The organism is Streptomyces sp. NPDC001848 (genome assembly GCF_042891915.1).
Taxonomy (GTDB): domain Bacteria; phylum Actinomycetota; class Actinomycetes; order Streptomycetales; family Streptomycetaceae; genus Streptomyces.
The window spans coordinates 361,995-375,105 of the sequence record NZ_JBIATP010000002.1 but is presented as its reverse complement, the minus strand read 5'-3'; the positions used below and the strand labels follow the sequence as shown (position 1 = coordinate 375,105).

16 protein-coding genes are annotated in these 13,111 nt (G+C 72.1%); 2 read left to right on the top strand and 14 right to left on the bottom strand.

Annotated elements, in window-relative coordinates; genetic code table 11:
* Positions 1-71: 71 nt before the first annotated feature.
* The 7 genes from trpA to ACFYZJ_RS04755 all read right to left on the bottom strand — a co-directional run bounded on the left by trpA (position 72) and on the right by ACFYZJ_RS04755 (position 5,074).
* Complete coding sequence (gene trpA / locus ACFYZJ_RS04785) at positions 72-887, bottom strand: tryptophan synthase subunit alpha (RefSeq protein WP_388562854.1); 816 nt, start codon at positions 885-887, stop codon at positions 72-74.
* Positions 884-2,170 carry a tryptophan synthase subunit beta gene (gene trpB, locus ACFYZJ_RS04780; protein WP_388562852.1) on the bottom strand — a complete coding sequence of 429 codons (1,287 nt, stop codon included), beginning with the start codon at positions 2,168-2,170 and terminating at the stop codon, positions 884-886. The genes trpA and trpB overlap by 4 nt, the downstream gene beginning before the upstream one ends.
* A 55-nt stretch (positions 2,171-2,225) precedes the next feature.
* Positions 2,226-2,474 carry a tryptophan biosynthesis modulator TrpM gene (gene trpM, locus ACFYZJ_RS04775; RefSeq protein WP_388562850.1) on the bottom strand — a complete coding sequence of 83 codons (249 nt, stop codon included), beginning with the start codon at positions 2,472-2,474 and terminating at the stop codon, positions 2,226-2,228.
* Positions 2,475-2,496: 22 nt separating this feature from the next.
* Complete coding sequence (gene trpC, locus ACFYZJ_RS04770) at positions 2,497-3,306, bottom strand: indole-3-glycerol phosphate synthase TrpC (protein ID WP_388562848.1); 810 nt, start codon at positions 3,304-3,306, stop codon at positions 2,497-2,499.
* Between the two features lie 179 nt (positions 3,307-3,485).
* The gene (locus ACFYZJ_RS04765) at positions 3,486-3,944 is read right to left on the bottom strand and encodes a DUF2752 domain-containing protein (RefSeq protein WP_388562846.1); all 459 of its coding nucleotides are present in this window, start codon (positions 3,942-3,944) and stop codon (positions 3,486-3,488) included.
* Positions 3,945-4,036: 92 nt separating this feature from the next.
* Positions 4,037-4,276, bottom strand: a complete 240-nt coding sequence (locus ACFYZJ_RS04760; RefSeq protein WP_388562844.1) for an HGxxPAAW family protein — start codon at positions 4,274-4,276, stop codon at positions 4,037-4,039.
* A 159-nt stretch (positions 4,277-4,435) separates the two neighbouring features.
* Positions 4,436-5,074, bottom strand: coding sequence for a TIGR02234 family membrane protein (locus tag ACFYZJ_RS04755; protein ID WP_388562842.1), 639 nt, complete (start codon positions 5,072-5,074; stop codon positions 4,436-4,438).
* 224 nt (positions 5,075-5,298) lie between these two features.
* Between ACFYZJ_RS04755 and ACFYZJ_RS04750 the strand changes: the two genes are divergently transcribed.
* Positions 5,299-6,549, top strand: a complete 1,251-nt coding sequence (locus ACFYZJ_RS04750) for a peptidase S8 (protein ID WP_388562840.1) — start codon at positions 5,299-5,301, stop codon at positions 6,547-6,549.
* A 3-nt stretch (positions 6,550-6,552) separates the two neighbouring features.
* On the opposite strand, the gene ACFYZJ_RS04745 is transcribed toward ACFYZJ_RS04750, so the two are convergent.
* Together ACFYZJ_RS04745 and hisI are read right to left on the bottom strand one after the other, a co-directional pair.
* Positions 6,553-8,070 (bottom strand): anthranilate synthase component I, encoded by a 1,518-nt coding sequence (locus ACFYZJ_RS04745; RefSeq protein ID WP_388562839.1) that lies wholly within the window; start codon positions 8,068-8,070, stop codon positions 6,553-6,555.
* Between the two features lie 11 nt (positions 8,071-8,081).
* Positions 8,082-8,501, bottom strand: coding sequence for a phosphoribosyl-AMP cyclohydrolase (hisI, locus tag ACFYZJ_RS04740; protein ID WP_388562837.1), 420 nt, complete (start codon positions 8,499-8,501; stop codon positions 8,082-8,084).
* A gap of 82 nt (positions 8,502-8,583) precedes the next feature.
* Between hisI and ACFYZJ_RS04735 the strand changes: the two genes are divergently transcribed.
* On the top strand, positions 8,584-9,219 hold the full coding sequence (locus ACFYZJ_RS04735; protein WP_388562835.1) for a TIGR03085 family metal-binding protein: 636 nt from the start codon (positions 8,584-8,586) through the stop codon (positions 9,217-9,219).
* Between the two features lie 9 nt (positions 9,220-9,228).
* Here ACFYZJ_RS04735 and ACFYZJ_RS04730 read toward each other — a convergent pair whose 3' ends face one another.
* From ACFYZJ_RS04730 to priA, 5 genes are all read right to left on the bottom strand, one after another.
* Entirely contained in the window at positions 9,229-10,482 is a 1,254-nt protein-coding gene (locus tag ACFYZJ_RS04730; RefSeq protein WP_388562833.1) for an MFS transporter, read from the bottom strand.
* 14 nt (positions 10,483-10,496) lie between these two features.
* Entirely contained in the window at positions 10,497-11,087 is a 591-nt protein-coding gene (locus ACFYZJ_RS04725) for an ArsR/SmtB family transcription factor (RefSeq protein WP_388562831.1), read from the bottom strand.
* A gap of 111 nt (positions 11,088-11,198) precedes the next feature.
* Positions 11,199-11,954 (bottom strand): imidazole glycerol phosphate synthase subunit HisF, encoded by a 756-nt coding sequence (gene hisF / locus ACFYZJ_RS04720; protein ID WP_388562829.1) that lies wholly within the window; start codon positions 11,952-11,954, stop codon positions 11,199-11,201.
* A gap of 28 nt (positions 11,955-11,982) precedes the next feature.
* Positions 11,983-12,372: a RidA family protein gene (locus ACFYZJ_RS04715; protein ID WP_388562827.1), complete on the bottom strand. Its 390-nt coding sequence runs from the start codon at positions 12,370-12,372 to the stop codon at positions 11,983-11,985.
* A gap of 16 nt (positions 12,373-12,388) precedes the next feature.
* The gene (priA, locus tag ACFYZJ_RS04710; protein ID WP_388562825.1) at positions 12,389-13,111 is read right to left on the bottom strand and encodes a bifunctional 1-(5-phosphoribosyl)-5-((5-phosphoribosylamino)methylideneamino)imidazole-4-carboxamide isomerase/phosphoribosylanthranilate isomerase PriA; all 723 of its coding nucleotides are present in this window, start codon (positions 13,109-13,111) and stop codon (positions 12,389-12,391) included.

The following is a 13,111-nucleotide window of genomic DNA, read 5'->3' as shown; positions in this document are numbered from 1 at the left end:
CGCAGCGCGCCTCCCCGATCCCAGGTCCACTCGTACGAGTGAGCTTCGGTGAGCCGTCCGTCCCCGTCGGCTCACGCGTTGCCGCGTACGCCCCCGGCCAGCTCGCCCGCGAGGGTCCGGACCGCCTCCAGGGCGGCCGCCTCGTCGGGGGCGTCCAGCATCCGCTTGACGAACGCCGAGCCGACGATCACACCGTCCGCGAAGCCGGCCACCTCGGCGGCCTGCGCGGCGTTCGAGACGCCGAGGCCGACGCAGACCGGCAGGTCGGTGGTCGCGCGGGTGCGCCGGACCAGGTCCTGGGCCTGCGCACCGACCGTCTCGCGGGTGCCGGTGACGCCCATGAGCGAGGCCGCGTAGACGAAGCCGGAGCCCGCCGCGGTGATCTCGGCGAGCCGTGCGTCCTTGCTGCTGGGCGCCACCACGAAGACGGTGGCGAGCCCGTGCTTGTCGGCGTGCTCCCGCCACAGGGCCGATTCCTGCACGGGCAGGTCGGGCAGGATGCAGCCCGCGCCACCCGCCTCGGCCAGCTCGGCGGTGAAGCGTTCGACGCCGTAGCGGTCGATCGGGTTCCAGTACGTCATCACAAGGATCGGCTTGCCGGTGGCCTCGTAGGCCTCGCGGACCGTGCGCATCACGTCGGCGATCTTCACGCCGCCGCGCAGCGCGATGTCGTCGGCGGTCTGGATGACGGGGCCGTCGAGGACGGGGTCGCTGTGCGGCAGGCCCACCTCGACGACGTCGGCGCCGCCGTCCAGGGCCGCCTTGACGGCCGCGATGCCGCCGTCGACGGTCGGGAAACCGGCGGGCAGGTAGGCGATGAGCGCGGAGCGGCCCTCCGCCCTGGCGACGGCGAGGGTGTCGGACAGCAACTGGATGTTCCCGCTCACTGGGCGTCCCCCTCGATCTCCGCGGCGTCGGTGTCGGCGTCCGCGGCGACGGACGCGTCGGTGTCGTACAGACCGAAGTAGCGGGCGGCGGTGTCCATGTCCTTGTCGCCGCGCCCGGACAGGTTGACGACGATCAGCCCGTCGCCACCCAGCTCCCTGCCGACCTCCAGGGCTCCGGCGAGGGCGTGGGCGCTCTCGATGGCCGGGATGATGCCCTCGGTGCGGGAGAGCAGGCGCAGTGCCTGCATGGCCGCGTCGTCGGTGATGGCGCGGTACTCGCCGCGGCCGCTGTCCTTGAGGTAGGAGTGCTCGGGGCCGATGCCCGGGTAGTCGAGGCCCGCGGAGATCGAGTACGGCTCGGTGATCTGGCCCTCCTCGTCCTGCAGGACGTAGGAGCGGGAGCCGTGCAGGATGCCGGGCTCACCGGCGGTGAGGGTGGCGGCGTGCTCGCCGGTCTCGATGCCGTGGCCGGCGGGCTCGCAGCCGATGAGACGCACGCCCTCGTCCGGGATGAAGGCGTGGAAGAGGCCGATGGCGTTGGAGCCGCCGCCCACGCAGGCGACGGCGGCGTCCGGCAGGCGTCCGGCGCGCTCCAGGAGCTGCCGCCGTGCCTCCACGCCGATCACACGGTGGAAGTCGCGCACCATGGCCGGGAACGGGTGGGGTCCGGCGACGGTGCCGAAGAGGTAGTGGGTGTGGTCGACGTTGGCGACCCAGTCGCGGAACGCCTCGTTGATGGCGTCCTTGAGGGTGCGCGAGCCGGACTTCACTGCGATGACCTCGGCGCCGAGCATGCGCATGCGGGCGACGTTCAGGGCCTGCCGCTTGGTGTCGATCTCGCCCATGTAGATGGTGCACTCGAGACCGAACAGGGCACAGGCCGTCGCCGTGGCCACGCCGTGCTGGCCGGCGCCGGTCTCGGCGATGACCCGGGTCTTGCCCATCCTCTTGGTGAGGAGGGCCTGCCCGAGCACGTTGTTGATCTTGTGGGACCCGGTGTGGTTGAGGTCCTCGCGCTTGAGGAACACCCGGGCGCCCCCGGCGTGTTCGGCGAAGCGCGGCACCTCGGTCAGGGCACTGGGACGGCCGGTGTAGTTCACGAGCAGGTCGTCGAGTTCGCGGGCGAACTCGGGGTCGGCCTTGGCCTTCTCGTACTCGACGGCGACCTCGTCCACGGCGGCGACGAGGGCCTCCGGGATGAACTTGCCGCCGAACGCGCCGAAGTAGCCTTCGGCGCTCGGGACCTGACCCTCCGGGTCAGGGATGAAGAACTGGCTGGGCATGCGGGAACCTCACGGTGAGTTGTGTGGAGACCAATCGCCGTGGGGGCGGGGTGTGTCAGTCGGCCTCAGGCCGCGTGTGGCTGATGGCGCCCACGCGGCGGAGCCGCACGTTCGGGCACTGCCCCGCGCCCCTGACGGGGCGCTGCCATCGCATGCCGTTGACCTGGCCCGGCTCGTCACCGATGACGTACCGCACCCTGCGGCCGTGGACCCGGCGTGCGGGCGCGCGGCAGCCTCGGGGCCGGCAGCCGCGCGCGAGGCGGGCGTACGGGTCCCGGGTCGCCATGGTCATCGGGAGAGTCATCGGAGCCAAGCCTAGCGAGAGATCAGCCGCGCCCGTGCCGCAGTGCCGGATGCGCGCCCGCCGCGACCAGGTCGGCGACCGCGGCCTTCGGGTCACGCCCGGTCACCAGGGACTCGCCGACGAGTACGGCGTCGGCGCCCTCGTTGGCGTACGCGATCAGGTCGTGCGGTCCGCGGACGCCGGACTCGGCGACCTTGACGATCCCGTCGGGGATCTCGGGGGCGACCCGCTCGAAGGTGCTGCGGTCCACCTCGAGCGTCTTGAGGTTGCGCGCGTTGACGCCGATGACCTTCGCTCCGGCGTCCACCGCCCGCTCCACCTCGTCCTCGTCGTGCACCTCGACGAGCGGGGTGAGCCCGATGGAGACCGCGCGCTCGATCAGCGACTCCAGGGCCGGCTGGTCGAGGGCGGCGACGATCAGCAGCGCGAGGTCGGCGCCGTACGCACGGGCCTCCCACAGCTGGTAGGAGGTGACGATGAAGTCCTTGCGCAGCACCGGGATGTCGACCCGGGCCCGGACGGCCTCCAGGTCGGCCAGCGACCCGCCGAAGCGGCGCTGCTCGGTCAGGACGGAGATGACGGCCGCGCCGCCCGCCTCGTAGTCCGCGGCGAGCCCCGCCGGGTCGGCGATCGCGGCGAGCGCACCCTTGGACGGGCTGGACCGCTTGACCTCGCAGATCACCTTGACTCCGTCGCCGCGCAGGGCGGCGACACCGTCCTTGGCCGCGGGAGCCTTCGCCGCGCGCTCCTTGAGCTCGTCGAGGCTGACGCGTGCCTGCCGCTCCGCGAGGTCGGCACGGACTCCGTCGATGATCTCGTCGAGCACACTCACGCGAGCGGCCCCCTTCCTGACGGTTGACGATGGGGGTGAGGTCCGACGGGGTCGGGCCTCGGTCCACCGGGGCCGCCTCGGCGGGCGAAACCGATGGTCACTGCGATGGTATCCGGAGCCTGGCCCAAGGCTCACATTCGGTGGAGGCCGGTCCCACTACCTGGACATTCACCGGTTGATCAAGGGTGTAGCCAGCCGCCGAACGGCAGGTTCCGGACAACGGTGAAGGCCAGCACCAGCGCGCCAAGGCTCCACAGGTGCACCGGCGTGAGGTCGATCCGCAGCGCCCGTCCCCGTACCGCGCGCACCGTCCAGACGGTCCACACCACGGCGAGGACGAGCCAGCCGGTGACGGCGAGAGCGTTGTCCTGCAGCGCCGCCAGGACGTCCCCGTGCACGAGGGCGTGCGCGCTGCGCAGTCCGCCGCAGCCCGGGCAGTACAGACCGGTGTAGCGCAGCAGCGGACAGACCGGGTAGTGGCCGGGTCGGTTGGGGTCCACCGCCCCGACATAGGCGAAGGCCCCGGCGACGGCCGCGAGCACCCCGGCGGGCACTGCGACGCGGCGGAGCACGGCTCGGCTGCCGGTGCCGCCGCGGTGCGGGGTCACGCCGGCGGATCGGGCGTTCACCCCACGCATTCTGCCCGCTCGCCGCCGCGGGTGCGCGGGTACACGACAGGCGGCTCCCGTACGCACTGTCCGGGGCCGCCTGTCGTCAGCCGGGGGAGGCCTCAGCGCTCCGTCGCCTCCGCGGGCTGGTGCGCCGAGTGCGCCTGAGTCTTCGGCTGGCCGAGACCCATCTGGCGCATGATGCCGCCGACGACGCCACCGATGAGGCAGATCGCGATGCCCGCCCAGAAGCCGACCGGCTGGGCCATCACGGTGAAGGCGCCCGAGACGCAGAAACCGATGAAGGCGATGATGACACCGGTCCAGGCGGCCGGGGTGTGACCGTGGCTGCTGCCCGCCATGACTTGCTCCTTGTTGGCTCTGTGTGCGTGAGTGAGTCGAAACCCGCAGCCCATTGTCCCGTACCCGTGCGTCCCCGGTGAGCGCGGGGTCGGGCTCTCCGGTTCGAGGCCGACGCGCCTGTGGGGGCGCCTCGGCCCACTCGCCGGCTGTCGTGAGGTTCAGGAGCCGGTGGGGTCCTCGCCCCGGTCGAGGGCCTTCCACAGGTCCTCGGGGCGGTCGGGGTCGACGGGCTTCGTCCGGCGCGGACGGGGGGTGCCGTCGCGTTCGTAGCGGCCGGACATCGCCGGCCACAGCCGACCGTAACGCAGGGCGAGCAGTCCGGCGAGGAGGAGCAGCGCGCCGCCGAGGGCCGCGATGTACGGCCAGGCGGAGTGCGTGAGCGCGGTCGCGGTCGCGGAGGTGTCACCGGCCGCCTGTGCCGCCTTCTCGTCGAGCGCCGAGCTGTCGGAGGCCCCCAGCAGCGCGGCGGCGATGGTGCCGGCGCCGGAGAGCGCGAGCAGCAGGGAGACGAGGAGCCGCCCGGTCCTGCGGACGGCGAAGACGGCGACGAGTGCGGCGAGGCCGACTATGGCCAGGGCCGCGGGCAGGCCTGTGACGTCGCTGCCCTTGGCGGTCAGCGCGTAGTCGCCGCCGGCCACCGTCACGGTCCCCGCCGACCAGCTCTGCCGGGTGGAGAGCAGTGCCACGGCCGCGCCGGCCGCCCCGCACAGCAGGGCGAGGGCGAGGCTGCGGCGGGCGGGCCGGAGGGGTGCGGCGGCCTCGGAACGGGGGTGAGGTACGGCAGTCACGTACTCCACTATCACCCGAGCCCCCTGCGAACCGTCACCCGGGTCCGTCAACCCAAGAGACCGCCACGGTTTCCCCAGGGTTCTCCCGGCAGCACCCCATGCGTCGCCCATCAACAGCCAAGAGATGTCACAGCTTCAACCACTCTCTTGTTGACGTGCCCAGGACATCCATAGGTTCTGCCCGGCCGCCGCGCGTACCCCGCGCGACCCGGCTGCACCCGCGCACCCCCCACATGTCCCCCGTCACACCCACTCGTGGAGGACGCAAGTTGCGCAGAACCCTTCCCTCCGTCGCCCTGGCCTCACTGGCCACGGCCGCCCTGGTCCTGGCCGCGCCGGCCGTCCAAGCGGCGGCGGCGTCCACGGCACACGGCGTCACCGTCGCGCACTCCTGTGCGGCCCCGACGCAGCAGAACGTCATGGCCTGCAACGCCCTCAAGGTCACGTCGGGCACCCCGAAGTCCGCCCACGCGGAGAGCGATCTGACGGCCGCCGCCGCACCCTCCGGCTACGGCCCCGCCTCGCTGCAGGCGGCCTACAACCTGCCCTCGGCGACCGGCGGCTCGGGCCAGACGGTCGCGATCGTCGACGCCTACGACGACCCCAACGCCGAGGCCGACCTCGCCGTCTACCGCTCCCAGTACGGCCTGTCCGCCTGCACCACGGCGAACGGCTGCTTCAAGAAGGTCGACCAGAACGGCGGCACCGGCTACCCGCGCGGTGACTCCGGCTGGGCGGAGGAGATCTCCCTCGACCTCGACATGGTCAGCGCCGCCTGCCCGAACTGCAAGATCCTCCTGGTGGAGGCCGGTTCCGCGTCCATGACCAACCTCGGCACGGCCGTGAACACCGCGGTCAGGCTGGGCGCGAAGTTCGTCAGCAACAGCTACGGCGGCAGCGAGTCCTCCAGCGACGCGACGTACGACTCCTCGTACTTCAACCACCCGGGCGTCGCCATCACCGTCTCCTCCGGTGACAACGGCTACGGCGTGGAGTACCCGGCCGCGTCCAAGTACGTGACGGCGGTGGGCGGCACGTCGTTGAACACGGCGTCGAACTCCCGCGGCTGGACCGACACCGTGTGGAGCGGAGCGGGCTCGGGCTGCTCCGCGTACGATGCCAAGCCGAGTTGGCAGACGGACAGCGGCTGCGCCAGGCGCACGGTCGCCGACGTCTCCGCGGTCGCCGACCCGAACACCGGCGTGGCGGTCTACGACAGCTACCGCTCGGCCACCGGCTGGATGGTCTTCGGCGGCACCAGCGCCTCGTCCCCGCTCATCGCGGCCACCTACGCGCTGGCGGGCGCCCCGTCCTCCGGCTCCTCCCCGGCGTCCTTCCCGTACGCCCACACCTCGGCGCTGTACGACGTGACCAGCGGCTCCAACGGCAGCTGCTCCGGTTCCTACCTGTGCACCGGCACGACCGGGTACGACGGCCCCTCGGGGCTCGGCGTCCCCAACGGCACGGCGGCCTTCACCGGCTGACCCTCACGGTGATGTGAGCCTGTTGGCCGTGTGCACCGCGCGGAGGACGGCGGCCGCCTTGTTGCGGCACTCGTTGTCCTCCGCGACCGGGTCGGAGTCGGCGACGATGCCGGCTCCGGCCTGCACGTAGGCCGTGCCGTCGCGCAGCAGGGCGGTGCGGATGGCGATGGCGGTGTCGGAGTCCCCCGCGAAGTCGAGGTAGCCGACACAGCCGCCGTACAGCCCGCGCCGGGACGGCTCGAGCTCGTCGATGATCTGCATCGCGCGGGGCTTGGGCGCTCCCGAGAGGGTGCCGGCCGGGAAGCAGGCGGTGAGGACGTCGAAGGCCGTGCGCCCGGCCGCGACCCGGCCGGTGACCGTCGAGACGATGTGCATGACGTGGGAGTACCGCTCGATCGACATGAAGTCGACGACCTCCACCGAGCCTGGCTCGCACACCCGTCCGAGGTCGTTGCGTCCCAGGTCGACGAGCATCAGGTGCTCGGCACGCTCCTTGGGGTCGGCGAGCAGTTCCTCGGCGAGGGCCTGGTCCTCCTGCGGGGTGGTGCCGCGGTGCCGGGTGCCGGCGATGGGGTGGACCATGGCCCGGCCGTCCTCGACCTTCACCAGCGCCTCTGGGGACGACCCGACGACGTCGAACGCCTCTCCGTCCCCGGAGGGGAACCGGAACAGGTACATGTACGGCGAGGGGTTGGTGGCCCTGAGCACCCGGTAGACGTCGAGTGCGCTCGCCGTGCACGGTGTCTCGAAACGCTGCGAGGGGACGACCTGGAAGGCCTCGCCCGCGCGGATGCGCTCCTTGATGTCCTCGACCGCCTCCTGGAAGTCCTCGCCGCCCCACCGGGCGGTGTACTCGGGCAGTTCGGAGGGCGGCAGGACGGCCGGCGGCTGGGCGACCGCGCGTGACAGGTCGGCCTCCATGGCGTCGAGGCGCGCCACGGCGTCCGCGTACGCCTCGTCCACGCCGGTGTCGAGGTCGTTGTGGTTGATCGCGTTGGCGATCAACAGGACCGAGCCCTCCCAGTGGTCCATGACCGCGAGGTCGCTGGTGAGGAGCATGGTCAGCTCGGGCAGCCTCAGGTCGTCCCGCTCGCCGGGGCCGATCTTCTCCAGGCGCCGCACGATGTCGTAGCCCAGATAGCCGACCATGCCGCCGGTGAAGGGCGGCAGGCCCAGGTCGTGCGCGAGGTCGCGGGGGGTGTGCAGGGCCTCGACGGTGGCCTTCAGGGCGGCCAGGGGGTCGCCGTCCGTGGGGACGCCGACGGGCGGGGTGCCGAGCCAGTGGGCCCGGCCACCGCGCTCGGTCAGGGTTCCGGCCGAGCGGACGCCCACGAAGGAGTAGCGGGACCACTGATATGCGGTTCGGCCGTTCTCCGCGGACTCCAAAAGGAAGGTGCCGGGGCGCTCGGCGGCGAGTTTGCGGTAGAGCGCGACCGGGGTGTCGCCGTCGGCGAGGAGCTTGCGCGTGACCGGGATGACGCGGCGGTCGGTGGCCAGCTTGCGGAACGTCTCGAGGTCCATGGCGGCCGACCTTACTGATCCGCGGACGCCGGGCCGGAGGCGGCGTCCTTCAGAAGCACGTCGGCCTTCAGGAGCACGTCGGCGTCGAAGCAGGTGCGGTCGCCCGTGTGGCAGGCGGCGCCGACCTGGTCGACCTTGACCAGCACGGTGTCGGCGTCGCAGTCGAGCGCGACCGACTTCACGTGCTGCACGTGGCCGGAGGTGTCGCCCTTGACCCAGTACTCCTGGCGGCTGCGCGACCAGTAGGTGCAGCGCCCGGTGGTGAGGGTGCGGTGCAGCGCCTCGTCGTCCATCCAGCCGAGCATCAGCACCTCACCGGTGTCGTACTGCTGGGCGATGGCGGGGAGCAGCCCGTCGGCGCTGCGCTTGAGACGCGCGGCGATCTCGGGGTCCAGGCCGCTGGGCCTGCTGGGCGAAGGCGTGCTGGTCATGCGGACCATTGTGCCGCGCCACACCGACATGCCCGGTCACCGTCCGCTGGGCGGACCGGTTCCCCGGTCGTACGCTGACTGCATGTCGACCCATGCCAAGCGTGAACGACTCCTCCTCGCCGACCTGTTGGAGGCCACGGGCCCGGACGCCCCCACGTTGTGCGAGGGCTGGAAGACCCGCGATCTCGCCGCGCACGTGGTGGTGCGCGAGCGCCGCCCGGACGCCGCCGGGGGCGCGCTGATCAAGCAGCTCGCGCCGCGGCTGGAGAAGGTGATGGAGGAGTACGCCGCGAAGCCGTACGAGGAGCTGATCCAGCTGATCCGTACCGGCCCGCCGCGCTTCTCGCCCTTCTCCCTGAAGCAGATCGACGAGGCGGCCAACACGGTGGAGTTCTACGTCCACACGGAGGACGTGCGCCGGGCGCAGCCGGACTGGACGCCGCGCGAGCTGGACCCGGTCTTCCAGGACGCGCTGTGGTCCCGCCTGGAGCGCACGGCCCGCCTGACCGGCCGCGGCGCCCCGACCGGCCTGGTCCTGCGCCGCCCGAACGGCCAGACGGCGGTCGCCCACCGCGGCACCCCGGTGGTGACGGTCACCGGCGCCCCCTCGGAACTGCTGATGTTCGCGCTGGGGCGGCAGCGGGTGGCGGACGTGGAGCTGGAGGGCGAGAAGGAGGCGATCAGCGAGGTGCGGGAGACGAAGCAGTTGGGGATCTGAGGGGGCGGCTCAGCGGGGGAGTTCGGCTCGGCGCAGGTCGCGGGCGCCCAGGGCGACGACCCCGCTCAGCCCACAGACCGCCGCGCTGACGACGAACACAGGGCCGGTGCCCCAGGCGCCGATCGCGGCGGCGGACAGCGGCATGCTGAGCGGGGCGAAGCCGAGGCTGACCAGGCTGGAGACGGCCGTGACGCGGCCCAGGCAGGCGCGATCGGCCTGGGTCTGCAGCAGCGCGCCGCACATCACGCCGCTCAGGCCGGTGAGGAGGCCGATGAGCACAGCCACACCGGCGGCGGCGGCCACACCGGGGACGTAGGCGAGGGCGCCGATCGCCACGGAACCCGCGAAGATCGTGTACGCGATCATCAGCCCGGCGTGCGGCAGCCGCCCGCACACCGCGAGCAGCAGGGAGGCGGCCCCCGCTCCGGTCCCGAAGCCCGCCAGCACCCAGCCCATCCCCGCGGCACCCCAGCCCCGCTCGTCGGCCAGCAGAGTCAGGCCCAGGTTGAGCGGGCCGACGAAGCCCAGGTCGCCCAGGGCGATGGTCAGCACCAGCGGGGCGAGGACGCGGTGGCGGCGGATGTACCGCAGGCCCGCCACGAGGTCGCGCCAGGCGGTCGTGGTACCGGCGCCGCCGGTGGCGTCGTCCGGCGGCAGCTCGCTTATCCGTACGGAGACCAGCAGCGGCACCGACAGGGCGATCAGCAGCCCGGCCAGCCCGAATGCGGTCGCCGCGCCGCCGAGCGCCACGCCGAGGCCGCCGAGGGGAGCGCCCACGACGCTCGCGAACCGGATCGCAAGGCTGCGCATGCCCTGCACCCGTGCGAGCTGGCCCCGGCTCGTCATCCGCGCCGGCAGGGCACCCACGGCGGGCATGAACACGGCGTCCACGGTGCCGAAGACCACGGCCAGCAGGGCCAGTGGCCACAGCCCCGGGCCGGCCACGAACAGCAGTCCCGACACCCCCAGGACGGCCACGCAGCGCACGGTGTCGCCGGCGATGACGACCCCACGCGGCCCGAGCCGGTCGGCGACCACTCCCCCGCCCAGCATCAGCAGAGCCCTGGGCAGGGCGCTCGCCGCCGTCACGAGTCCGGCCTGCGCGGGCGACCCGGCCCGGACCGCCGCCCAGGACAGCGCCAGGTAGTAGACGTTGTCGCCGACCATCGACGAGGTGTAGGCGGCGAGCCAGCGCAGGACGTTGCCGTCGCGGTGGGCCGGTCTGTCGCGCAGACCGGCCGGGGACGCGAGCGTGGAGGTCACGATGGGCCGTCCTCTCAGACGCGGAAGGGGAAGCCGTACGTGTGCACCGCGACGTTCTCGCGGCCCTCGGTCTCGCCGGCGGCGTCGGCAGCCCGGCCGCGCTCCTCGTATCTGCGGACGAGGTCGTACATCTGCCGGGACAGCTCGGCCAGTTCGTCCGGTGTGAGCCGCAGCAGCCACTCGGAGGAGTCGGACGCCGTCGTCCACGCGTCACTCCAGTGAGCACGCTCGTCGAGGTAGCGCCGGTACATGTCGGCGCGCTGCTCGAAGAAGAGGCGGCTGGCGGCGGTGTGCGCGGCGGCCTTCTCGGGGGCATCGCGGAAGTCCTCGTCGCGGATGGTCACCCCCTCGGAGGAGGGTTGCCACCAGCGCTCTCGGCCGTCCGCGCTGTGCGGTTCGGCCTCCTCGATCAGCCCGTGCTCGGCCAGTTTGCGCAAGTGGTAGCTGACCAGCGAGACCGCCTCGTCGACCTGCTCGGCGAGTTGGGACGCGGTCGCCGCCCGCGCGATGACCAGGAGCCGGTACAGCCGTGCCCGCAGCGGGTGCGCGAGCGCCTTGAGCGTGCCCAGGTCCGTGATCCGACGGTCTCTCTCGCGTTCTGCCATGCCACCACGGTAAATACGAAAGGAAAGTTGCGCAATGAATATTGCGCAACTTTCCTTTTGCGTTTCTTGAAGACGAAGCCCCGGTCATCCGACCGGGGCTTGCTGTGACGACTACCTGACGGGATGCCCCGCCTCCCGCAACGTCTGCTTCACCTCTCCGATCCGCAGATCCCCGAAGTGGAACACCGACGCCGCAAGCACCGCGTCCGCGCCCGCCGCGATGGCCGGGGCGAAGTGGGTCAGTGCGCCCGCGCCGCCCGAGGCGATCACCGGGACCGTGACGTGCTTGCGAACGGCCGCGATCATCTCCAGGTCGTAGCCGTCCTTCGTGCCGTCCGCGTCCATCGAGTTCAGCAGGATCTCGCCCGCGCCCAGCTCCGCCGCCCGGTGCGCCCACTCGATCGCGTCGATGCCGGTGCCGCGACGGCCGCCGTGGGTCGTCACCTCGAAGCTGCCGGAGGACGTGCGGCGTGCGTCCACCGAGAGGACCAGGACCTGTCGGCCGAAGCGTTCCGCGATCTCCCGGATCAGGTCCGGTCGGGCGATCGCGGCCGTGTTGACGCCGACCTTGTCGGCGCCCGCCCGCAGCAGCTTGTCCACGTCCTCGGCGGTACGGACCCCGCCGCCGACCGTCAGCGGGATGAACACCTGCTCGGCGGTGCGGCGCACCACGTCGTACGTGGTCTCCCGGTTGCCCGAGGAGGCGGTGATGTCCAGGAACGTCAGCTCGTCGGCGCCCTCGGCGTCGTACACCTTCGCCATCTCGACGGGGTCGCCCGCGTCGCGCAGGTTCTGGAAGTTGACACCCTTGACGACCCGGCCGTTGTCCACGTCCAGGCAGGGGATGACTCGGACCGCCAGGGTCATGAATCCACGGCTCCTCTTGCTGCTGCTTCTAGCCTCTGAAGGCTTCCAGTTCCACTTCGACCAGGATGCGCGGGTCGACGAAGCCCTCCACCACCAGCAGGGTCGTCACCGGGCGCACCGAGTCGAACAGCTCCTTGTGGGCGCGGCCCACCTCGTCGACGTCCCGCTGATGCGTCAGGAACATCCGGGTCCGGATCACCGACTCGGGCCCGAGACCGAACTCGGCGATCGCCTCCAGCGCGCTGGTGAACGCCACCTTCGCCTGCTCGTACGGGTCGCCCTCCCCGTACAGCACGCTGCCCTTGAAGGACGTCGTGCCACCCACCAGGACGCGGTCCCCGGCCGCGATGGCACGCGCGGAACCGAAGCTCTCCTCCCAAGGACTTCCGCTCTGCACGCGCCGCACGGCATCGGTCATGACGCTGTGTCCTTTTTCAAGACGTAGCCTCCAAGGCCTCTTCCAGGGTGAACGCCTTCGCGTACAGGGCCTTCCCGACGATCGCGCCCTCAACCCCCAGCGGGACGAGCTCGGCGATCGCCCTCAGGTCGTTCAGGGACGACACCCCGCCGGAGGCGACCACCGGGCGGTCGGTCGCCGCACAGACGTTGCGCAGCAGCTGAAGGTTCGGGCCCTGCAGCGTGCCGTCCTTGGCGATGTCGGTAACGACGTACCGCGCGCAGCCCTCCTTGTTGAGGCGCTCCAGCGTCTCGTAGAGGTCGCCGCCGTCGCGGGTCCAGCCGCGACCGCGCAGCGTGGTGCCGCGGACGTCCAGGCCCACCGCGATCTTGTCGCCGTGCTCGGCGATGACCTTGGCGACCCACTCGGGGGTCTCCAGGGCGGCCGTGCCGAGGTTCACCCGCGTGCAGCCGGTGGCCAGGGCGGCGGCCAGGGTGTCGTCGTCCCGGATGCCGCCGGACAGCTCCACCTTGATGTCCATCGCCTTGGTGACCTCGGCGATCAGCGCGCGGTTGTCGCCGGTGCCGAACGCGGCGTCCAGGTCGACCAGGTGCAGCCACTCGGCGCCCGCCCGCTGCCAGGCGAGGGCGGCCTCCAGCGGGGAGCCGTAGGAGGTCTCCGTGCCGGACTCGCCGTGCACGAGGCGGACGGCCTGGCCGTCGCGGACGTCGACGGCGGGGAGGAGTTCGAGCTTGGCCAT